The organism is Pseudomonas sp. TH21 (assembly GCF_016651025.1).
Classification (GTDB): Bacteria; Pseudomonadota; Gammaproteobacteria; order Pseudomonadales; family Pseudomonadaceae; genus Aquipseudomonas; species Aquipseudomonas aylmerensis.
In genome coordinates this window covers 1,023,160-1,044,726 of record NZ_JAEKEQ010000001.1, presented here as the reverse complement: position 1 = coordinate 1,044,726, position 21,567 = coordinate 1,023,160, and the positions used below count along the sequence as shown (strand labels likewise).

22 protein-coding genes are annotated in these 21,567 nt (G+C 62.4%); 9 read left to right on the top strand and 13 right to left on the bottom strand.

Going from position 1 to position 21,567, the window contains the following annotated elements:
• The first annotated feature begins 232 nt into the window (after positions 1-232).
• Positions 233-550, top strand: coding sequence for a DUF3509 domain-containing protein (locus JFU04_RS04595; RefSeq protein ID WP_065906965.1), 318 nt, complete (start codon positions 233-235; stop codon positions 548-550).
• Here the strand turns inward: JFU04_RS04595 and JFU04_RS04590 are convergent.
• On the bottom strand, positions 547-1,035 hold the full coding sequence (locus JFU04_RS04590) for a phosphate-starvation-inducible PsiE family protein (RefSeq protein ID WP_201143581.1): 489 nt from the start codon (positions 1,033-1,035) through the stop codon (positions 547-549). The two genes, JFU04_RS04595 and JFU04_RS04590, sit on opposite strands and share 4 nt — an antisense overlap.
• A gap of 248 nt (positions 1,036-1,283) precedes the next feature.
• On the opposite strand from JFU04_RS04590, the gene JFU04_RS04585 reads away from it, so the two are divergent.
• Positions 1,284-1,544, top strand: a complete 261-nt coding sequence (locus tag JFU04_RS04585) for a YebG family protein (RefSeq protein WP_012722374.1) — start codon at positions 1,284-1,286, stop codon at positions 1,542-1,544.
• A 55-nt stretch (positions 1,545-1,599) separates the two neighbouring features.
• Here the strand turns inward: JFU04_RS04585 and JFU04_RS04580 are convergent, their stop codons facing one another.
• Positions 1,600-2,619 (bottom strand): Glu/Leu/Phe/Val dehydrogenase family protein, encoded by a 1,020-nt coding sequence (locus JFU04_RS04580; protein WP_065906967.1) that lies wholly within the window; start codon positions 2,617-2,619, stop codon positions 1,600-1,602.
• Positions 2,620-2,807: 188 nt separating this feature from the next.
• On the opposite strand from JFU04_RS04580, the gene JFU04_RS04575 reads away from it, so the two are divergent.
• Positions 2,808-3,611: a SirB1 family protein gene (locus JFU04_RS04575; RefSeq protein WP_106805080.1), complete on the top strand. Its 804-nt coding sequence runs from the start codon at positions 2,808-2,810 to the stop codon at positions 3,609-3,611.
• Between the two features lie 579 nt (positions 3,612-4,190).
• Here the strand turns inward: JFU04_RS04575 and JFU04_RS04570 are convergent.
• The 4 genes from JFU04_RS04570 to hmgA all read right to left on the bottom strand — a co-directional run bounded on the left by JFU04_RS04570 (position 4,191) and on the right by hmgA (position 8,945).
• Positions 4,191-5,552 carry an MFS transporter gene (locus JFU04_RS04570; RefSeq protein ID WP_201143580.1) on the bottom strand — a complete coding sequence of 454 codons (1,362 nt, stop codon included), beginning with the start codon at positions 5,550-5,552 and terminating at the stop codon, positions 4,191-4,193.
• A 162-nt stretch (positions 5,553-5,714) separates the two neighbouring features.
• On the bottom strand, positions 5,715-6,359 hold the full coding sequence (maiA, locus tag JFU04_RS04565; RefSeq protein WP_106805082.1) for a maleylacetoacetate isomerase: 645 nt from the start codon (positions 6,357-6,359) through the stop codon (positions 5,715-5,717).
• A 12-nt stretch (positions 6,360-6,371) separates the two neighbouring features.
• Positions 6,372-7,658 carry a fumarylacetoacetase gene (gene fahA / locus JFU04_RS04560; RefSeq protein WP_201143579.1) on the bottom strand — a complete coding sequence of 429 codons (1,287 nt, stop codon included), beginning with the start codon at positions 7,656-7,658 and terminating at the stop codon, positions 6,372-6,374.
• Positions 7,659-7,661: 3 nt separating this feature from the next.
• Complete coding sequence (hmgA, locus tag JFU04_RS04555) at positions 7,662-8,945, bottom strand: homogentisate 1,2-dioxygenase (RefSeq protein ID WP_120447682.1); 1,284 nt, start codon at positions 8,943-8,945, stop codon at positions 7,662-7,664.
• A 119-nt stretch (positions 8,946-9,064) separates the two neighbouring features.
• Between hmgA and JFU04_RS04550 the strand changes: the two genes are divergently transcribed.
• Entirely contained in the window at positions 9,065-9,844 is a 780-nt protein-coding gene (locus tag JFU04_RS04550) for an IclR family transcriptional regulator (RefSeq protein ID WP_065906981.1), read from the top strand.
• A 6-nt stretch (positions 9,845-9,850) separates the two neighbouring features.
• Here JFU04_RS04550 and dacB read toward each other — a convergent pair whose 3' ends face one another.
• From dacB to JFU04_RS04515, 7 genes are all read right to left on the bottom strand, one after another.
• Positions 9,851-11,308 (bottom strand): D-alanyl-D-alanine carboxypeptidase/D-alanyl-D-alanine endopeptidase, encoded by a 1,458-nt coding sequence (gene dacB, locus JFU04_RS04545; protein ID WP_201143578.1) that lies wholly within the window; start codon positions 11,306-11,308, stop codon positions 9,851-9,853.
• A gap of 726 nt (positions 11,309-12,034) precedes the next feature.
• The gene (locus JFU04_RS04540; RefSeq protein WP_201143577.1) at positions 12,035-14,461 is read right to left on the bottom strand and encodes a TonB-dependent siderophore receptor; all 2,427 of its coding nucleotides are present in this window, start codon (positions 14,459-14,461) and stop codon (positions 12,035-12,037) included.
• Between the two features lie 139 nt (positions 14,462-14,600).
• The gene (locus JFU04_RS04535) at positions 14,601-15,536 is read right to left on the bottom strand and encodes a glutathione S-transferase family protein (protein ID WP_201143576.1); all 936 of its coding nucleotides are present in this window, start codon (positions 15,534-15,536) and stop codon (positions 14,601-14,603) included.
• Between the two features lie 75 nt (positions 15,537-15,611).
• Positions 15,612-15,887 (bottom strand): GIY-YIG nuclease family protein, encoded by a 276-nt coding sequence (locus JFU04_RS04530; protein ID WP_065906988.1) that lies wholly within the window; start codon positions 15,885-15,887, stop codon positions 15,612-15,614.
• A 36-nt stretch (positions 15,888-15,923) separates the two neighbouring features.
• Positions 15,924-16,394 (bottom strand): nuclear transport factor 2 family protein, encoded by a 471-nt coding sequence (locus JFU04_RS04525; protein ID WP_065906989.1) that lies wholly within the window; start codon positions 16,392-16,394, stop codon positions 15,924-15,926.
• A 95-nt stretch (positions 16,395-16,489) separates the two neighbouring features.
• Positions 16,490-17,125: a response regulator transcription factor gene (locus JFU04_RS04520; RefSeq protein WP_065906994.1), complete on the bottom strand. Its 636-nt coding sequence runs from the start codon at positions 17,123-17,125 to the stop codon at positions 16,490-16,492.
• A 206-nt stretch (positions 17,126-17,331) separates the two neighbouring features.
• Positions 17,332-17,715, bottom strand: a complete 384-nt coding sequence (locus tag JFU04_RS04515; protein ID WP_177410356.1) for a hypothetical protein — start codon at positions 17,713-17,715, stop codon at positions 17,332-17,334.
• A gap of 439 nt (positions 17,716-18,154) precedes the next feature.
• Here JFU04_RS04515 and JFU04_RS04510 point away from each other — a divergent pair, with 439 nt between their 5' ends.
• From JFU04_RS04510 to JFU04_RS04490, 5 genes are all read left to right on the top strand, one after another.
• Positions 18,155-18,775 carry a DUF1120 domain-containing protein gene (locus JFU04_RS04510; RefSeq protein ID WP_065906998.1) on the top strand — a complete coding sequence of 207 codons (621 nt, stop codon included), beginning with the start codon at positions 18,155-18,157 and terminating at the stop codon, positions 18,773-18,775.
• Between the two features lie 32 nt (positions 18,776-18,807).
• The gene (locus JFU04_RS04505; protein WP_201143575.1) at positions 18,808-19,428 is read left to right on the top strand and encodes a DUF1120 domain-containing protein; all 621 of its coding nucleotides are present in this window, start codon (positions 18,808-18,810) and stop codon (positions 19,426-19,428) included.
• Between the two features lie 38 nt (positions 19,429-19,466).
• Positions 19,467-20,087: a DUF1120 domain-containing protein gene (locus JFU04_RS04500; RefSeq protein ID WP_201143574.1), complete on the top strand. Its 621-nt coding sequence runs from the start codon at positions 19,467-19,469 to the stop codon at positions 20,085-20,087.
• 89 nt (positions 20,088-20,176) lie between these two features.
• Positions 20,177-20,803, top strand: coding sequence for a DUF1120 domain-containing protein (locus tag JFU04_RS04495; RefSeq protein ID WP_106805089.1), 627 nt, complete (start codon positions 20,177-20,179; stop codon positions 20,801-20,803).
• 33 nt (positions 20,804-20,836) lie between these two features.
• Positions 20,837-21,538: a fimbria/pilus chaperone family protein gene (locus JFU04_RS04490; RefSeq protein ID WP_065907006.1), complete on the top strand. Its 702-nt coding sequence runs from the start codon at positions 20,837-20,839 to the stop codon at positions 21,536-21,538.
• Positions 21,539-21,567 lie beyond the last annotated feature (29 nt).

Genomic DNA, 21,567 nt, shown 5'->3' with positions numbered 1-21,567 from the left:
CTTCAGCTGAGTATTTATTAGCTGAAAGAGCGCATTCGCGGGCAAGCCCGCTCCCACATCCAGGCCCCATGGGCTGGGAAGTCACTGTACGGCACGCCCCTTGCTGTACAGCTCATGAGGCAAACGGAATTTGTACACCCTCAGCGACGGAGTGGCCGGCGGTCAGGCAATGCGAACTAATCCAGACACCGGTCGTCAATGACTGCATGTTCTTATCAGGCGGTAACGCACCATGGACAATCCTTTTCAGATCATCACCGACACTTTCACCCCCCAATACCGCGTGAACCTGAGCATCCAGCGGCTGGATGGCAGCATCATGCTCACCCTTTCGGATGACACCGGCGTCGTCGCCAAGCGCATGATCAGCGCCGAACAGCGCAACGACCCGCAACGCCTCAAACGCCTGGTGCAAAGCATCCAATTCGGAATTGCCATCGAGCAGGGCCACAGCGCCATGGAAATCCTGGCGGTGATGACCGACGGCGACAGCCACAAACTGTTGCAGCGGCCACCGACCCGCGCCCTGCCCTTCAGCGTCGGGCTTTAAAGCTCGCCCTTCTCGGTTTCCAGGCTCGTCTCGCCCTTGCGACGCGGGCCTTCGACCTTCACCGACGGGAAGGCCGACGAGGCATAGCGCACCACCAGAATCGCGAACGCCAACAGCAGAATCCCACCGCACAGGTAGATGATGCCGATATCGGGCGGGTTGTGGTGCGACACGTTGGAGATCAGCAGGCGCGTCAGCGCGGTAATCGCCACGTAGATCAGGAAGCGCACCGGCATGTGGTTGGTCTTGAAGTAGATCCCGACCATCGCCCCCAATTCCAGGTAGATGAACAACAGCAAGATGTCATCGATCTTGATGTGCCCGGTTTCCAGCATCCCCAGAAACTCCATCACCGCTGCCCAGGCGGTCACTGCACCAATGGCGAACAGCGCCAGGTAGTGGAACGACTCGACAAACAGATTGCCCAGGGACTCAGCCAGCCCATGGACGTTCTGGCGCAGCTTTTCGGCCCAGTTGATATTCACGATGATGCTTCCTTAGGTCGACTCGACCGGATAATGCGGGTTGGACGTGACGGTTGTTCTGCATGCAGAAAAAAGGCCAGAGGCAGGTATAAGATGATGGCGGGGTGACATGAGGCACGCTCAACCTGTATTTACGGGCTAGATTAAAAAACTGCTACCCAAACCCCGTGGTTTGGCTTACCCTTTTCGCTGTATATAAATACAGTAGTCGCAAAAGACAACTATCGTGAAGGCATGTGAGGTGGTGAATGGCCGTCGAAGTGGTATACCGCAGCAGCCGAGATCTGGAGCGTTTGTTCATGGATAAAGCCGAAGCTGACCGTCATGACAAGATGCTTGAACTCGCTGAGTTGCTGGCAGAAGTGTTGCAAAAAGCCGTGCCGTCGCTGAGCGAGCAGCAGGTTGAAGAAGCCGGGATCTACATGGCGAAGAACCGCGATGTATTTGCCAAGGCGTTCAAGAGCCAACCGGACGCGCTGTCCGAATTGCTCAACGCGCCGGCGGAATAAAGCCCGAATTGAACAGGCCCTGAATCATGGATTCAGGGCCTTTTTAATACCCGGCCTATTTGTACAGCAGGCGCTCGGCCAGCTCATCCGCGACCCGTGCAGGCGAGCGTTTTTCGGCCTGGGCGTGGGCGAAGATTTCGGTAAGGCGCGTGCCGATGTTGGACAGGTGCGCGGTGATGGTCGGCAACTCGGCGCCGCCGTGCTTGAGAGCGACGTAGATCAAGCCACCGGAGTTGATCACGTAGTCCGGAGCGTAGAGGATGCCGCGCCCTTCCAGCTGGTCGGCCACTTGCAGGTTGGTGAGTTGCGCACTGGCGGAACCGGCAACGGCGGCGCAGCGCAGTTGGCCAACGCTGTGCCGATTGAACACCGCCCCCACACCGCACGGCGCAAGGATGTCGCAGGGCGTGCTGAGCAAGGCGTCATTGGCGATGGGGTGCGCACCCAATTGCTCCATGGCCAGTTGCACCTTGCCATGGTCGATGTCGCTGACCAGCAGTTCGGCGCCGGCGGCGTGCAGCTGTTCGGCCAGGGCATAACCCACATTGCCCAGGCCCTGCACCGCTACGCGCAGGCCTTCGAGGTTGTCGCTGCCCAGGCGGGCCATGGCGGTGGTGCGGATGCCGGTGAATACACCCATGGCGGCATGCGGAGCCGGGTCGCCTGCCGCCGTGGTGCTGGTGACGAAGCGCGTGTGTTGGGCGATGCAATCCATGTCGGCCACTGATGTGCCACTGTCGATCGAGGTGATGAAGCGGCCGTCGAGTTTTTCGATGCAACGGCCAAAGGCTTCAAACAAGGCGGCGCGGCTTTCCACGTGCACGGGACGGATGATTACCGCCGTCCCGCCGCCCACCGCCAGCCCGGCCAGAGCAGCCTTGTAACTCATGCCCTGGGCCAGGCGCGCGGCATCGGCCACGGCGCTTTCGTCGTCGGGGTAGGCAAGGTAGCGACAGCCGCCCAGGGCAGGGCCCAGGCGGCTGTTGTGAATGGCGATGACCGCCTTCAACCCCGTCACCGGGTCGATGCTCAGGTGCAGCGATTCAAGGCGGGTGCTGTGCATGAGAGCAAACATCGTCGAGCTCCCGAATCACTCTTTGTAGTCGCCAAGTATAGGCTTGCGGCAGAAAACTGCCGAAGTACGCTGGAATAAGCCGCCCGGTTTTACGGGGCTTGTGACATAAGCACGGAGGATATTTTCTAAGCCACTGGACGAAAATTCCCAGCAAGGCTAAAACGGGAGGGCATCCGCCGGAGAATGCAATGAACCCCCGCAAAGCCTTTTTCGCCTGCCTGGAACGTTCACCCCCTGCGCTGTTTGAAGCCGCGCTGTGGATTGCTGCCGAGCATGACCCGGCGGTGCAGCCGTTGGTGATCCTGCAGGAGCTGGGGTTGCTGCAACAACAGGTGAGCCTGGGCATGCCAATGTTGCCGGCCGATGAACTGGGTCAACCACTGCTGCGGCGAATGAATGACCTCGGATTCGCCCAGGATGACTTCACCCCCCTGCGCCCCGCCGCCGCCCTGCTGGACAAGGTCCTGCAGCGCAAGCGCGGACAGCCGCTGGCCATGGGGTTGATTGCGATGGAGCTGGCGCGACGCCTGGACATCCCCATGGTCGGCGTCAACTTTCCGGGCCACTTCCTGCTGCGGGTGCCCGGCGCCGATCACCTGCTGGACCCTTGCGGCGGTCGGCGCCTGTACCCCAATGATTGCCGCGAACTGTTGCAACGCCAATACGGCCCCAACCTCAAGTTGCAGGCCGACCATCTGCACACCGCCGGACCGCGCTCGATCCTGCAGCGCCTGTCGCGTAACCTGCGCCAGCTGCACCTTTCCAATGACAACCCGTTGTCCGCCCTGATCGACGCCGAGCGCGTGCTGGAACTGGGCAATGCGAGTGCCGCCGACTACCTCGCCCGTGCCAGCCTGTATCAGCGCCTGGACTGCCCGAACGCCGAGCGCTTTGACCTGGAACACGCACTGCTGCTCAGTGAAGATCCGATCCAGCGCCTGCGCCTGACGGAGCGCCTGGGACACTTGCCGCCGAATACAGTGGTGCATTGACGCTGCCGGATCCGTTGGTGGTGAGTTCTGGCAGTGACTGTGGCTGTATCAATGACTGTGGTGAGCGGGCTTGTTGTGGCAATGGGGCTCTTTGTGGTGAGCGGGCTTGCCCCGCGTTGGGCTGCGCAGCAGCCCCATCAAAAACCCATGCGGAGTGTCAGATATACCCCAGCGTCAGGTTTTAGGGCGGCTTCGCCGCCCAACGCGGGGCAAGCCCGCTCACCACAACAAGCCCGCTCGCCACAATAAGCATGCTCACCACGGCAGGCCCTCTCACCAAAGTGACTGGCGCCTGATTCAAGGGGATTTGGGCAGATGACTAACGTGGCGAGCGGGCTTGTTGTGGCGAGCGGGCTTGCCCCGCGTTGGGCTGCGCAGCAGCCCCATCAAAAACCCATGCGGAGGGTCAGATATACCGCAGCGTCAGGTTTTAGGGCGGCTTCGCCGCCCAACGCGGGGCAAGCCCGCTCGCCACAATAAACATGCTCACCACAATAAGCCCGCTCGCCACAACAAGCCCCCCACAACAAGCATGCTCACCACGACAGGCCCGCTCGCCACAGTGACTCGCGCCTGGCCTCAAGGGGTCTTGAGAATATCGCCCGGCACCGGGCGTTCCGCCGACCCCACACCCGGCGAGCGCACCTGGATAATCAGCAATGCGGCAATCACCGCCGGAATCGCGCAGAAGAAGAAAATCTGCTGCACCGGAATCTGCATCGCCAGCAGCATGCTCCCAAACAGCGGCCCGAGGATCGAGCCAAACCGCCCCACGCCCAATGCCCATCCGGTACCCGTGGCGCGTACGTGCGCCGGGTAGAAGTTGCTGGCGAAGGCATTCAGGGTCAGTTGCCCACCGATGATGCAGAACCCGGCCGCGAACACGCAGGCCACCAGGTAGCGCGGATTGTCGTGGTTCAAGCCCAGCAGCACAGTGCACACGGCTGCTGCCGCGAGCACGCCGGACAACAGCCGGACCTTGCTCTTCAACCGGTCGGCAAACCACGCCATGCCAATCGCACCCAAGGTGCCGGCAAACAGGAACATCGAGGTCACCAGGTTGGCTTGCTTGAGGGCCAGGCCGCTTTCCAGCAACAGCGACGGCAACCAACTGATCATGAAGTACAGCAGGATCAGGCTGACGAAAAAGGTCGCCCAGATCAGCACGGTCGGACGCGCGTAGCCATTGCGAAACAACTCCACCACCGTCAGTTTGCTGCCTTGCTCTTGAGCGTTTTCCGCCGCGCTTACCGGCGGGGCCTGCCAGCCGGGCAGCATGCGCGCGGTGACCTTCTGCAGCCGCGCATACGGCGGCGCATCACGCAGCAGGCGCGGCAGTGATTCCGGCAGCAGCCACACCAGGAAAGGAAACAGCAGCAATGGCGTGACACCGCCCGCCAGGAATACCGCCTGCCAGCCATACCCCTCGATAAATCCCGCCGCCACAAACCCGCCCGCAGCGCCGCCGAACGAGAAACCGCACGCCGCCAGGGTCACCATCAGGGTGCGCAGGCGCGGCGGCGAATATTCCGACATCAAGGCCATCGCGCTGGGCATCGCCCCGCCCATGCCAATGCCGCAGATAAACCGCGCGGCCATCAACGTCGTCAACGAGTTGGCGAACACCATCAGTACCGTGAGGCTGGCGTAGATCAGGACGCAGCCAAGCAGGATGCGCCGCACACCAAACCGATCCGCCAGGGGCGTCACCAGCAGCGAGCCGAGGGTCAGGCCCAACAGGTTGGCGCTGAACACCGGGCCGAAGGCGGCTTTTTCCAGGCCCCAATCCTTGGCCAGCGCAGGCACTACATAGCCCAGCACCTGGGCGTCGTAGCCATCGGTCACCAGCAGCAGCGCCAGCAACAGGAGGATCAACCACTGATAGCGCGACACCGGACGGGCGTCGAGTGCCGCGCGAAAGCTGGCAATCTGATTGTGCATCGCAAGGTACCTGTATTGTTTTTATATTCTGGACACGCTGGAGACCCCATGTGGGAGCGGGCTTGCTCGCGAAAGCCGAGTGTCAGTCGTCGACTCTGTGACTGATACAGCGCTTTCGCGAGCAAGCCCGCTCCCACATTTGATCGGTGCAAGCCTTCAGATTCACGGGGTGGCAGGGGTATCCGGCTGATTTGCGGGGTGAGCCTGAAGGAACGCCGGATGCCCAGCCGCCAACGCCACTACCCGCCCGATACGCGGGTACGCCGTCAACGCCACCTTGAAGCGCTCCGCCGCATACACCTGCGGCAGTAGAAACGCATCCGCCAGCCCCGGCTGCGCGCCAAAGCAATAACCCTCGTCGCCAATCAACTGCTCCACCGCACCCAGGCCCTGGCTGATCCAGTGCCCGATCCATTCCAGCAACTGCGCCTCGTCATGTCCCCACTGGCGCAGCAGGTTCTGGGTGCTGGAGTTGTGCAGCGGGTGAATGTCACAGGCAATGATCGAGGCGACCGCGCGCTCGTGCGCACGGGTGGCCAGGTCTTCGGACAACAGCGGCACCTGTGGATAACGTTCGTCCAGGTATTCGATGATCGCCTGAGACTGGATCAACAACTCGCCGTCATCCGTGCGCAAGGCCGGCACGCGGCCCTGCGGGTTGATGGCCAGGTACTCCGGCTGGCGATTGGCGCCGCCCGCCGGCACCAGCAGATTCACTGGCAGCGCAGTGAAATCCAGGCCCTTGAGCGCCAGGGCGATGCGCACCCGGTACGACGCGGTGGAGCGGTAGTAGGTATAGAGTTCCATCACCCTGCCCTCCTAGCGCGCGGCGACCACGGTGCCGCGGCATTCGCCGAAGCCAATCGAGGCATAGCCTTCGCGACTGCAACGCGCACGCAGGATGATTTCGTCGCCGTCTTCGAGGAACTTGCGCACCTCGCCGGAGGGCAATTCGATCGGTTTTTTGCCACCTTCGGTCATCTCCAGCAGGCTGCCGAATTGCCCGGCCTGCGGCCCCGACAAGGTGCCCGAACCAAACAGGTCACCGGCCTGCAACTGACAACCGTTGACGCTGTGGTGCGCAACCAACTGCGCCACGGTCCAGTACATATGCAGGCTGTTGCTCAGGGCCAGGCGGTGGGCCGGCAGGTTCTGCTCGCGCATTGACGCGGTGGTGAGCAGCACTTCCAGTTCGATATCGAGGGCCCCGCCCGCCTGGTCGCGCTTATCCAGCAGGTACGGCAGCGGTTGCGGGTCGCCTTCGGGGCGCGCCGGTTGCGCCTTGCGGAAAGGCGCCAGCGCTTCGGCCGTCACCACCCAGGGCGAGATCGTGGTGATAAAGCTTTTCGACAGGAACGGCCCCAACGGCTGGTATTCCCAGGCCTGGATATCCCGCGCCGACCAATCATTGAGCAGGCAGAAACCGGCGATATGCTCGGCCGCATCGCCAATTGCAATCGAGTCGCCCATGGCATTGCCCTGGCCGATCCAGATGCCCAGTTCCAACTCATAGTCCAGGCGTGCGCAGGGGCCGAAGCTGGGTTCGGTCTGCCCGGCCGGCAGGGTCTGGCCTTTGGGACGACGGACTTCGGCGCCCGAGGTGCGAATGGTCGAGGCGCGTCCGTGATAACCAATCGGCACGTACTTGTAGTTCGGCAGCAGCGGGTTATCCGGGCGGAATAGCTTGCCGACGTTCTGCGCATGCTCGATGCCGACGTAGAAGTCGGTGTAGTCGTGGATCTTGGCTGGCAGGTGCATCTGGCAATCAGCGGCGCGATGCAACACCTGCGCTTCACGGGTTTGCAGTTTGCTGCCCTCCGCGAGCAGTTCCAGCAGCCGTTCGCGCAACGCCACGCGCGGGCCTCGGCCGAGTTCGAAAAAGGCGTTCAACTGGCCGCCGGCGGTGGCTTCAACTGCACGCCGGGCTTCACCGTCGAACTCGTCCACGGCCGCGTGCAGGTCGAGGATCGCGTCGCCGATCGCCACACCACTGCGCGGTGCCGAGCCGTTGATACTGAACACGCCCAGCGGCAGGTTCTGCAGGGGAAAATCGCGATGACCGTTGGCGGAGGCTACCCAGCTGCGGGTGAGGGTTGGTTGCGTCATGGGTTATCTCCGATTCGGGTTGAAGGTGGCAGGCAACGAGGCCCAGCACGCGTCGTAGGAAGGTTGCAGCTGCGGGCATTGCAGCGCGAATTGCGTGGGCCGCAGTACCTGGCTGGTCTCGAACATGAAGGCCATGGTGTTGTCGATCTTGTGCGGCGCCAGGTCCACATTGATGGCCTTGGTGCAGGTCTCACCGTCCGGGCCGTGGGCACTCATGCAGCTGTGCAGCGAGGCGCCGCCGGGCAGGAAACCTTCGGCCTTGGCATCGTAGGCGCCCTGGATCAGGCCCATGTATTCGTTCATAAGGTTGCGGTGGAACCACGGCGGACGGAAGGTATTCTCGGCCACCATCCAGCGCGGCGGGAAGATCACGAAGTCGAGGTTGGCCAGCCCGTGGGTGCTGGTGGGCGAGGTCAACACGGTGAAGATCGACGGGTCGGGGTGATCGAAACTCACCGTGCCGATGGTGTTGAAACGGCGCAGGTCGTACTTGTACGGCACGTTGTTGCCGTGCCAGGCCACCACGTTCAGCGGCGAGTGGTCGAGCTCGCAGGCCCACAGTTCACCGAGGAATTTCTGCACCAGCGTGGTCGGCTGCTTCAGGTCTTCGTAGTGGGCGACGGGGCTGAGGAAGTCGCGTGGGTTGGCCAGGCCGTTGCTGCCGATGGGCCCCAGGTCCGGCAGGCGCAGCGGTGCGCCGTGGTTTTCGGCGACGTAGCCGCGCGCTTGCGCATCCAGCAGTTCGACGCGGAATTTAAGGCCGCGCGGCAGCACCACGATTTCCAGCGGCTCGACGTCCAGCACACCGAGTTCGGTGGCGATGCGCAGGCGCCCCTGCTCGGGGACGAGCAACAACTCGCCATCGGCGTTGAAGAACACGCGGTCCATCGAGCGGTTGGCGCGGTAGTGGTAGATGCTGATACCTGAAGGCTTTTCCGAGCCGGCGTTGGCGACCATGCCGACCAGCCCGTCGATAAAGTCCGTCGGCTCACTCGGACTATCCAACGGGTTCCAGCGCAGGCGATTGGGCGTCACCGCGCCCAGTGGTCCACCGGCCAATTGCCGCTCCAGCTTGGCGAACGCCGGGTGATTGGCCGACGGCTGGATGCGATACAGCCAGGTTCGGCGGGCTTCGCTGCGCGCCATGGTGAAGGCAGTGCCGGAGAAGAGTTCGGTGTACAGCCCGTAGGGCGCTTTTTGCGGGGAGTTCTGGCCGACCGGCAATGCGCCGGGCAGGGCTTCGCTGGCGAATTCATTGCCGAAGCCCGAGAGGTATTCGAGGTTCATGGATCATCCTCTGACGGAAGTTGTTTTTATCGTAATCCAGTTACGCATAACGTAATTTGATCACTGTCGACCGTCAAGCTATAAAGACGCCCATTCATCTCTCGGATTCTCGCCCCTCCATGGAAAAGCCCCGCGACACCGGTAAACAGAAAGTCCGCTCGGCCGAAGTGGGCACCGATATCCTCAAGGCCCTGGCCGAATTGTCGCCGGCCACCTCGCTGTCACGCCTGGCCGATCATGTGCAAATGCCGGCGAGCAAGGTGCACCGTTACCTGCAGGCGCTGATCGCCTCGGGATTTGCCGAACAGAACACCGCCACCAACCACTACGGTCTCGGCCGCGAGGCGCTGCGTGTCGGCCTGGCCGCGCTGGGCAGCATGGATGTGTTGAAAGTCGGCGCAATGCCGCTGGCGGAACTGCGCGATGAATTGAATGAAACCTGCTTTTTGGCGGTGTGGGGCAATCAAGGCGCGACCGTCGTGCACATCGAGCCGGCGGTGCGCGCCATCACCGTGGTGACGCAGTTGGGGTCGGTATTGCCGTTGCTCAGTTCGTCGACCGGGCTGGTATTCAGCGCCTTCCTGCCTTCGCGGGAAACAGTGGAGTTGCGTGAGCGTGAGGTCCAGGCTGGCATCGCCCATGCCCTGGCGGACGATCAGGCCTATGCGCGCACCTGCGAGCAGATCCGCCAGCGCGGCCTGCACTTTGTGCACGGCCTGCTGATGCCGGGGGTGGATGCGTTGTCGGCGCCGGTGTTCAACGCGGTCGGGCAAGTGGCGGCGGTGATGACCGTGGTCGGCCCCACCTCACTGTTTCACGCCGATGAAAATGGCCCGGCGGCCCAGCACTTGCTGGCCGCCACTCGGGCCGTGAGTTGGCGCATGGGCTATCAGCCCTGAGTCAACTCACTCGTGCCATTGGCTCAAGGCCAGCGCCACGCGGTTTTCCACAGCGCGAATAGGCGCGGCGTCACTCACATAGTTATTGCTGATCATCGAGAACACCAGGCGCCGCCCCTTGGCGTCGGTGATGTAGCCACTCAGCGATGACACGCCGGCCATCGAGCCGGTCTTGGCGTGCAGGTTGTTTTCGGCAGCGCTGCCACGCAGGCGATAACGCAGGCTGCCACCGGTCATGCGGTCGGCATTCCCGGCAATCGGCAAGGCGTTGTACCAGGCCTCGAACCACGGCTGTCTGGACGTGGCCAGCAGCAGGTCGGTGAAGGTCTGCGACGACACCAGGTTGCGTCGCGACAAGCCCGAGCCGTCCACCTGGCTCAGCGTCGCCGGGTCCAGCCCCTGGCGCTGCAGAAAGCCCGCCACCGCCGCCACGCCCGCCGCTGCCGTGCCGGCATTGGCGGTCTTGCGGCCCATGGCCTTGAGCAAGGCTTCGGACATATTGTTGTTCGAGAGTTTGAGCAACGGCGTGATCAGCTCCTGCAGCGGTGCCGATTGATGCTCCGCCAACACAGTGGCCGTCGCAGGGCTGCTCCCACCGATCACACGCCGCCCCAGCACCTGGATGCCCTGCTGCGCCAGCGCCTGCTCGAACAGATTGGCCACCAGTTGCGTCGGCTCCCACACACTCACCCACTGCCGGCTCTGCTTGCCCGGCGCCAACGCGCCGCTGAGTTGCAGCAGGTTGGTGCCGTGCTGGCGAGTGATCGCGTAGCTGTTGCCCGCTCCGCTCACCGCACGATTGCTGAGCTGCACATAATCGGTGGCCGGGCTCACCGCGACACTCACCGGTTGCCCGACTGCTACCGGCGCGCGGGCGGTAACGAGCAAAGTGCCCGCATCAAAATCGCTGTTGGGCGACACCGTCAGCGCCGAAATCTGTGCGCCGTAGTAGGTGCTTTCGTCATCCTGGGCCCAGTCTACGCCGAGGCGCTCGGCGTCGAACCAGGTGTCGTCGAAGACCAAATCGCCCTGCACCTGGCGCACGCCCTGGCTCGCCAGCTGGGCGGCCAGGGCCTGGTAGTCGGCGAACTGCGTGGTCGGGTCGCCCAGTCCACGCAGGTACAGGTTGCCGCTGAGGCGCTCGCCTTGGCGGGTGCCGTTGCTCAAGAGCTGGGTGGAAAAGCGGTACTGCGGGCCGAGCACATCCATCGCCGCAGCAGTGGTCAGCAGCTTGAGGTTCGAGGCCGGGATCAACCGCGTGCGCGGGTTGTGCTGATAGAGGGTGGTGCCACTGCGGGCGTCGCGCACCATCACTGAGACGGTGGCGCCGTTGAGAGCGGGGTCGGCCAGCAGGTGGTCCAGGGTCGCTGGGGTGGAGGTCGGCGAAACACTCGCGCAACCTCCCAGTAAAAAGCTCAAGCCGACCCACAGCGTGCCGGTGTGTAACCATCGTCCAAAGTGCATCAGTATCGTGTTCCGCAAAGCGTCAGGTGGCGGCAACGCTAACAGCTCAAGGTGTTTGTGGCGAGCGGGCTTGCCTCGTTGGGCGGCGAAGCGGCCCCAATAAAGCCACTGCGTTTTTTTCAGGGGTATCGCGGTGCCTGGATTTGGGGCTGCTGCGCAGCCCAACGCGGGGCAAGCCCGCTCACCACAGGAAGCATGTCGGCCCTAAAAAGGTTTGCTTGTCACAGGCAGCATGCTGGCCCCCAAAAAGCTTGCTTGTCCCAGGAAGCACACTGGCCCCCAAAAAGCTTGCTTGTCACAGGAAGCATGCTGGCCCCAAAAAGCTTGCTTGTCCCAGGAAGCACACTGGCCCCCAAAAAGCTTGCTTGTCACAGGAAGCATGCTGGCCCCAAAAAGCTTGCTTGTCACAGGAAGCATGCTGGCTCCCAAAAGCTTGCTTGTCACAGGAAGCACGCTGGCCCAAAAAGCTTGCTTGTCACAGGAAGCACACTGGCCCCCAAAAAGCTTGCTTGTAACAGGAAGCATGCTGGCCCCAAAAAGCTTGCTTGTCACAGGAAGCATGCTGGCTCCCAAAAGCTTGCTTGTCACAGGCAGCATGCTGGCCCCGAAAAGCTTGCTTGTCACAGGCAGCATGCTGGCTCCTAAAAGCTTGCTTGTCACAGGAAGCATGCCGGCCCCGGAAAGTTTGCTTGCCACAGGCAGCCCGCTCTCCACAACGGTGGATCTTTAGAACTCCAGCGTGCTTGAGACCGATACCTGTCGCGCATCGCCAAGCGACACAAACACCCGGCTGGCCGCCGAGGTGTAGTAGGTGCGGTCGAACAGGTTCTTCACGTTGAGCTGGAACTTGACCTTCTGCCCTTCGATCTTGGTGTCGTAGGTGGCGAACGCGTCCGCCACGGTGTAGCCGGGCAAGGTGAAATCGTTGGCGGCGTCGCCTGCGCGGGCGCCGACATACCGCGCGCCGGTGCCGACGCGCAGTTGGTCACCGCCAAAAACGTTGCCGAAGTCATAGGCCAGCGCCAGCGAGCCGGTGTGTTTGGCCACGTTCTGCAGGCGGTTGCCTTCCAGGGTCGGGTCTTTGTCTTTCACGTCTTCGGCGTCGGTGTAGGCATAGCTGCCGATCACGCTCCATTGGTCGGTCAACTGGCCAGTGGCGTCCAGTTCCAGGCCACGCGAACGCACCTGGCCGGCGATGCTGTAGATGGTGTTCGCGCCCGAACCCACCGACACCAACACGTTACGCTTGTCGATGTTGAACAACGCCGCGCTGGCAGTGATGCGTCCGGGGATGTCGAGCTTGGCGCCCAGTTCCCAGGATTTGGACTGCTCCGGCGTGAGGTCACCGGTCAATTTGCTGCCATCGGCCAAAGGCGCAATGGTGGAGTTGGGCTTGAAGGATTCGGTGTAGCTGCCGTAGAACGACAACTCATCGGTGTAGCGGTACACCAGGCCGGCACGTGGCACCCAGGCCTGGCCATTGCCGTTGGTGTTGACGCTGAATGGCACGCCCTTGCCCGCGTACTGGTCGTACATCTGGTAGCGCGCACCCGCGACGAAGATCCACTGGTCGGTCAGGTGAACGGAGTCCTGGAAGAACAGCGAGTCGCTGCGCAGCAGGTCGGTCTGGGCACTGTCCTTGGCGCTGACGGCGGTGCCTTCCACGTCCCTGCCGTAGACCGGATTGACGTAGCTGAAGACGCTGCGCTGCGCCTGGCGAATCAGGTCGGCGCGGTAGATCTTGCGGTACTCGTCGTCCAGGCCGAACACCAGGTCGTGCTGCATGCCGCCCAGGTTGACCTTGCCTTCCAGGCTCGCCGTGGCGAAGCGGTCGGTGGTCAGGGCACCACGGGTGCCGTCCATGCTGCGCGTCAGGGTGCCGTTGGCGTTGACGGACACCGTGCGCACCTGGCTGGCGTCGTAGGTTTCACGGTTCCAGCTGTAGCCGAAGTGGGCTTTCCAGTCGTCACTGAGTTCGTGATCGACTTCAAAGCGGTACAGGTCGGAACGGCCTTCCATGTCGTTGAACGGCTCGTCCAGGCGACGGGTCGACGGGATATCCAACGGGTGGTTGGTCTTGGGGTCGATGGCGGTGCCCCGGTCAAATGGCGAGAGAAACTCACGATGCTCGTAGGCGAATACCACCTGAGTGGTGTCGCCATACCAGGCCAGCGACGGCGCCACCAACGATTCGCGGCGGGTGCCGAAGTTGCGCCAGTAATCCTCGTCTTCATGGTCGACGATCAGGCGGTAGGCAAGGCCCGAATCGCCTATCGGCCCGGTGGTGTCGAGGTTGCCGCCGCTGCCGTTCTTGCCGTCGCCAAAGGTCGAGCCGCGTACGGTCAGCGACGTGGCCTGGGTCAATTGCGGCTTCTTGCTGACGATATTGACCACGCCGCCCGGGTCCTGGATGCCGTACAGCAGCGAGGACGGGCCCTTGAGCACTTCGACGCGTTCGGCCGTGGAGTTCAGCGCCCGGCCCTGCACCACCGGCATGCCGTCCTGCATGATCGAGCCGTTACGGTTGTCGCCAAAGCCGCGCAGCATCACCGCATCCTGGGTGCTGGCCAACGTGTTGGCCTGGGTGATGCCGCTGATATTGGCGAGGGCATCATCCAGGTTGCGCGGGGTCTGGTCACGCAGCACCTGGGCCGGCACCACGTTGACGGTTTGCGGGGTTTCCAGCAGCAGGCCATGGGAGCGCATCACCGAACTGGTGGGCGGCGGCTGGTAGCTGGTGCTGTCCTGGGACGGGTTCTGGCCAACGCCACTGATGGTGGTGGCACCGAGGTTGACCGCGCCGTCGGTGGGCAGCGGTTCCAGGGCCAGCGTGCGGGCGTCGATCTGGCGGAAGGTGAAGCCTGAGTTGCCCAGCAGGCGTTGCAGCGCCTGGGTTGCGCTCATTTGCCCGCTGACCGCCGGGGCGCTGAAGCCGTAAGGCGCTTCATCGGTGTAGATCACGCTGATCCCGGTAACCCGGCTGAAATCACTCAGGGCCTGAGGCAGCGGTTTGGCGGCCAGGGCAAAATTGAACTGGGCGCTTTGCTGTTCCTGGGCCTGCGCCACGCACAGGGGCAGCAACGCCAGCCCCGACACCGCCAATACCGAGGCTCCCAGCCACTGTTTAACCAAACCGCCCGCCGTCGACTTCATGCTGTGAGAACCCGTGTAGAAAACGCTGTTAATGCGAATAGATCGCAGTTTCAAGCACTACACGGATGGGCTGACGATTTACCTCACCTGATTTTGAAAATAATTCAAAAAAAACCGCTGGCCCTGTGCACGAACGCGCCTACAACGCCTGAATACGGAACCCCAAGCGTGGGAAATGTACGTGCACGGTGCCGGCGCGTTCATCAATGCGGCGCAGGATCAGTTCCTCGCGGCCCGCGAACAGCAGTTCACCCGCGACCGGGTCAGTGCCGTAGTCAGTGGCGCAAATGCTCACTTGCTGCCCAGGCTTGAAGCCGTTCAGGTCCTCGAAGATCTCGTCAGGCAACACCGCAGGCGTCGCGTTGCGTGCCACGTCCAGGGCTTGCTCGGGGCTCATTTGGGTCGCCGTGCCATGGCCGAAGCTCAGCACCCGGTCCAGCCACGCAGCGACAGCGGGATAAGCGTCCACCAGTGGCGCGGTCACCGAAGATCCCTTGAGGAACCACAACGGATGCGCCAGCGCAAAGTCGGCAATCGACGGCTCGCCGAACAGGAAATCCCCCGACTGATGCTGCAATTGCTGATCAATGCGCGCGACGATCACCGGCCATTGGTGCTTGGCCTGGTCCAGCTGCACACGGGCGGCCGTGCCGCCGCTGAACAATTTGCTGCGGTCGGCCACCAGCACCTGGATCATTTCCGGCGGCACTTTGGCAAATTTGACCGTGAGGGATTCTGGCTGGAACACCAGCGCCACCGCGTGCGAAAACACCAACGAATCGGCCCAGGCGGCAAAGGCTTGGGTGACCAGTTCCTGGCCTTGGGGGAATAGCGCCGGCGCGGCTTTTTCCTGCTCCAGGCGGCGGGCGATCAGCGCAGTGTCGCAGTAGATATCGGCGCCGACTTGCAGCACCGGCGTCTTGCGATAGCCACCGGTGAGGGCCGTCAGGTCAGGCTTGGGCATCACCGGTGAGATATGCACCGAGCGCCAGGACAAGCCCTTGAAACCCAGCAACAGGCGGGCTTTTTCAGCAAAGGGAGATTGCGGGTAGTGATGAAGGATCAACTCAGACATGCCAGGCTCCGCTCGATAGGTGAGCCGCTAGCTTAGCCTGCAACCACGCAGGTGGGGATCATGGGAACCCATCAGTCAAATCAATGAGCCGCTCGCCGCCAGGCATTCCTTGGCGCTTTTTTTCAGTTTTTTGATCAAGCGTTCCTGGCGCAGAGCCTCGCCCTTGCTCGCACATTGCTCGGTGTAGACCAGCGCCACTGCCGGGCTCGACAGGAAGAACCGCGCGCCCTTGCCGCTCTGGTGCGAGGCAAAGCGGCGCACCGGGTCATTGCTGATGCCGCAGTACAGCGCGCCGTTGGCGGCGCGCACGAGGTAGACGAACCAGGGTTTGGGGGCAGGAAGATCAGTCACAGGTCGAGTCGGCAATCCAGAGATGCGCCAAGCTTATCAACGACTGGCCTGAAATGCCTTCAGGCCTTTGAGCGCCTGGGCGCGCACGGCGTTTTTCAGCGCTGGCGACCAGCCCAGCAACAGGCCCTTGAGGCCCAGGGCCTGGCGCGACCAGCGCCACAGGTCGAAGTGGTCGTGGTGCTCGCAGATCTTGCCCTCGCGAAACACAAAGCGTGCGCCGATGTCGTTGACCACCGTGTTGCCGGTGGCGCTGAACAGGTAGGTAGCCACCCAATGCGCACTGCCGCTGGTCTCGTCGCTGCGCACATGGTCGAAAGTCAGGGAAAAATCCTTGGCCCGGGTGGTGAGCATGCGCCACATGTCGCCGGCATCACGGCCGCGCAGTTCACCGAAGGCCGGGTCGCTGAACAGCACGTCCTCGGTGTAGCAGGCCGCCATGGCCTCGGCATCCAGCCGCTGGAAGGCGCTGTAGAACTCGGTGATCAGGGCGTTGTGTGCATCGCTCATGGGCAGGTTCCAAACCAGGGTTGTAAGCCGATCAAGATAGTCTGCGCCTGGGCAAAACTCTATCGGCATTTACGCCGGGAATGGCCCGCCCCCCGCTACGGCACCATGCCGCAACTGCGCGCATAGGCGAACAGGTCGACGTCGGTGGAAATGCACAACCGGCTCATGGCGGTACTTTTCTGTTTGCTGATCGTCGAAATGCTGCGATTGACCCGCGCGGCAATCTGGGTGACGGTCATGCCGCTGGCGAGCATCCTCACCACTTCACGTTCCTTGCTGGACAACTGCGGCTGTTGCAGTTGATCGCCGGTGCCGGCCTCCAACAGTTGCGCCTTCAGGCACTCACTGGCAAACGTCTCGCCCTGGATCACCGTCCTGATCGCGATCGGCAACTCCCTGGCCGACGCGCTCTTGGCGACAATCGCGCGCGCACCGTGGGCAAACGAAGCCCGCAGCGTTGCGACGTTGGCAAACATGGTCACCAGAATCACCGGCAAAGTCGGATACTGGCGTCGCAACAGGCCGAGCAATCCGTAACCGTCGGCCTGCTGGCCGCCCGGCATGGCGAAGTCCGTCACCAGCACATCGCAGGCCACCGTGCTCAACAACTTGAGCAACTCATCGGGCCCATCGGCTTCGCCGACCACTTTGCACCGGCCGCCCGCTTCAATCACCACCCGTTGCCCGATACGCACAATCGGATGGTCGTCGGCAATAATTACACGAAGCATAAATACCCACGAATGATGGCAATTGGAATTTTGGCAAAATACCTCTGTGCGCGAGCCTCAACAACCACTCGGCGCGCGGTGTTTTCAACCGCGCCCAGTAATTGATAGCCGACAACCTTATACCTACAAAATAAAAAGAAATTACCTACATACAAGGCCTTCAGCACAACCGAAAAACCTCCTACAAAGTTCTCTATTCCGAGGGTTCATAGTCGACTCAAGTAAGCGATATAGACCCGCAGGTTGCGCTGGAACGCTTGCAACTGCAGCGCATTCGCCGCCACCCCAAAGGCCTGTACCCGTGCGATCAGGTGCTCGCTGCCACGCTCCAGGTCGACCCCGCCGACAAACGCCAGGCTGCCCACCAACCGGTGCAGGCGCTCCACTACCAAAGGGGCATTGGCGCTGATCCGCGCCTGATCCAGCAAGGCATCGTCCTTGCGAGCTTCATTCATCAGGCTGACCAGCACCCGGCTTACCATTTCATCACTGCCGAAAATCTCGACCAGGCGGGCACGGGTTGGCCACGTGATGCCCTGCGAGTTGTCCGGCGGCTCTGCCACCCACGGTGGCGAGGGTGAGGGTGCCAACTTCAGGACAGGTACTTGATCGGAAAATACCCTTGTCACCAGGGTCACCTCATTGTGCTTACCGTGATTGTCCAGCCCATGAGTTCATCAACACCCCAAGGCTCTCACACGACTGTTTACAAGCGACCATGAATAGCCTTTTGGAGATAAAAATGACGATACAACAACTACGAAAAATTCAACTTTCTTACATAACAAGCACATAAGTTCTCACGTTCTCATGCCCAAATACTTGTTACTTCGATTGTCGTAATAGTTGTATTTCCCCGACCCCAGAGCCCGGCTAAATTGCCGCCACCCCGCAAAGAGGGAACGGGCTCGCGGTCATCGGCGATCCCATCCAAATACAACCTGCCGCCTTGCTCGCCGCCTGCCCAGACAGGCCGGTCGATGCTGCGCGCGCTTTATATCAGCCAGCCCTGTAGTGGAACGTATTGAAATGAGCAAGTCCCTGACGCTGTCGAGCATCGCCCTTTTACTCGCCTGTACTACACCCGCTTTTGCCGCCAGCAACGTCGACCTGACCGTCAAAGGCCTGATCACCCCGAATGCCTGCACACCGACGCTCTCGGGCGGCGGTATGGTGGATCACGGAAAAATAGCTTCCAAGGACCTGGTCCAGAACAATCCGACGTCATTGCCCCGAGTGACCCTGCAGTTGAGCATCACTTGCGATGCAAGCATCCCCTTCGCCATCAAACCCATCGATAACCGCAGCGGCACCTCGACCGGCAGCAGTGATTTCGGCCTCGGCCTGATCAATGGCAACAAGCGACTGGGCCGGTTCTACCTGACCCCCTTGAACATGCTCGCCGACGGTGTGAGTGCCCAGCCGATTGCCTCCGTTGATGGCGGTCGCACCTGGTACAGCGAGCGCAACTGGGAACTGCAAACCCTGTGGGGCGCCGGGGCAGTGGACGACGCAACCACACTGCTGCCGATCAAGAGCCTGGTGCTGGACCTGGAAGTCGGCGCCAGCATCGCCCGTGCAGACCAGTTCGATTTCAGTGACGAGGCGCCCATCGACGGCTCCGCAACCCTGGAAGTGATGTACCTGTAACCCCAACCCCGTCCACACGGAAGGTTCCAACCATGCACGTTCCCCCTGCAATCCCATTGGCAGTGTTGTTGCTCGCGGCCTCGCCATGGGCACTGGCCGCCAGCTCCACCGACCTCGCCGTCAAAGGCACCATTACTCCCAGCGCCTGTGCGCCGCTGATCTCCGGCGGTGGCACGGTCGACTTCGGAAAAATGGCCGCCAAGGACCTCAACGCCGAGCAACACACCCCGCTGCCGAACCAATCCATGCAATTGAGCGTGCGCTGTGAAGCGCCCACGTTTTTCACCCTGAATACCATCGACAACCGCGCCGGCTCCTCTGCCAACCACCCCTACTCGCATGGCCTGGGCATGACGGCGCAAGGGGAGAAACTCGGCGGCTCCTCCTTCCACCTCTATACCCCAGTGGCTGATGGCGTCGCCGCACGCACCATCACCTCACTGGACGGTGGCGTGACGTGGGCGCCCACCACGATGCTCAACCACAGCGTGCTGACAGCCGTGGCCATGGGCAGCCAACTGGTGCCCATCGCCGTGCGGGACTTCGATGCCGAAATCCGCCTGTACACCCAGATCGCCCCGGCCAGCGGCCTGACCCTGACCGACGAAGTCCCCGTCGACGGGCACGCGACGGTCCAGGTCAACTACCTGTAATGCCTCACACAGACTCAATCGAAAGGAATTCGACTCTCATGAAGCCCCTGTTTACCGCCCTCGCCACCAGCCTGATGCTGGTCGGCTCCGCTGCCACCTACGCCGCGTCCACCGTCGACCTGACCGTCAAGGGCCTGATCGTACCGAGTGCCTGCACCCCCGTCCTGTCCAGCGGTGGGGTGATCGACCACGGCAAGATTTCCGCCAAGGACCTGCGCACGGACAACCCGACGCACATCGGGACGCACACCCTGACCATGGCCGTGAGCTGCGACAGCGCAATCCTCTTTGCACTGCATTCGGTCGACAACCGGGCCGGCTCGTCGATTACTCCCAGCAACTACGGCCTGGGCCTGATCAACGGCACCCAGAAGCTCGGCTGGTTTTATCTGACACTCGACAACCCGGTTGCCGACGGTACTGCGGTGCAATCGATTGCATCCTTCAACGGCCAGGATAATTGGTACCGCGAAAAATTCTGGGATCCAGGCCTGTACATGTCGGTGGCCGGCATGGATGACGCCACTCAACCGGTGCCGGTCAAGGATTTGTCGCTGGAGTTGATGATTGAAACCTCCATCGCACGTACCGACGGCCTGGACCTGAGCAACGAGGTGACCCTCGACGGTTCCGCCACCCTGGAAGTGAAGTACCTGTAACCCCTGGGCGCCCATGCCTGGCAGCACCTCGCAGGCATGGGCGTTGTTGTTGTACCGCCCGTATTCAACTCGACCCGTGGCGCCCACCGATGAACACGCACTCTCGCTTCCTGGCTGTATTGCTCTGGTTGACGACCGCTCCTGCGGCCTTCGCCGCCTCCTTTGTCGACCTCACCGTGACCGGCCGGGTGACGCCGGACGCTTGCCACGTCACGCTATCGGACGATGGTACGGTCGACCACGGGAAAATCCCCTCGCACACCTTGAACCCGAGCGAATTCACCGTGCTGCCCACTCGGTTGCTGGAGCTGAGCGTGCAGTGCAGCAGGCCCATGCTGTTTGCCCTGGTGGGGCTCGACAACCGCGCCGAGTCGTCACTCGATCCCGGGGCTTTCTACGGCCTGGGCAGGAACCTGCATGCGCCGGCCGAGCGCCTGGGGTCGGTGGCCTTGTCTTACCGCAACCCAATGGGCGACGCCCAGGCCATGCAGGCCCTGGCGTCCAGTGACAACGGCGAAACCTGGTCGCCGCAAGCCACTGCCAGTCCCAGAGCCTATGTGGGATTTGCGCCGCCGGGTGATCGCCAACCCGACTTCATCGGCCAGCTCAGCACCCAGTTGCGCATCGACACCTCCATCAACTTCGCCCAGTACCTGACCCTGAATCAGGAGGTGCCGCTCGACGGCGCCATCGTGCTGGATCTGCGCTACCTCTGACCTCTTCATGTTGCCCCAATGGAAAACCCCGTCATGCTGACGACATCATTCAAACCCACTACCGGCCTGCTTGCCCTGACCCTGTTGTTTGGCGCAGGTGCGCAGGCCGACGGGATGATCCCCGACACTTCGGTGGTCATCGTCTACGAAGCCGAAGGCGAGGCGGCCGTGTCGGTCACCAACACCGACAGCCAACTCGCCCTGCTGCACGTCACCCTGGAAGACATTCCCGAAGACAAAGAGCCGCTGCTGGTGGTCACCCCGCCGTTGTCGCGGGTGGAAGCCTCCAAATCGCAACTGGTACGGTTCATCCTGCAAAGCCAGCAACCGCTGCTGACCCAACGGCTCAAGCGCGCGATCTTCGAGGGCATGCCCCAGGGTCGCCCCGCGACCGAAGCCGGGCACGCCCGGGTGGGTGTGACGGTGCGCCAGAACCTGCCGGTGATCATTCATCCCAAAGGCCTGGCGCTGAATCGCACACCCTGGACCCACCTGACCTGGTCACAGCACGGCAGCACCTTGCAGGTGCGCAACGACAGCCCGTACGTGGTGCGCCTGGCCCAGGAGTTGCGGCTGCTGCCCGGTGACGGCAAGGCCATGCTGCCGCGCACCTACGTGTTGCCGGGAGAAACCCTGAGCGTGCCTGCCACGGGCGGCCCGGCGAGCAAAGTCCGGCTGCAACCGGCCACTGTGTACGGCTTTGCCGTGGCTGCCTACGAAGCCCCCCTCACCTGACCAACACTTCAGGTGCCCGACGCCTGCAT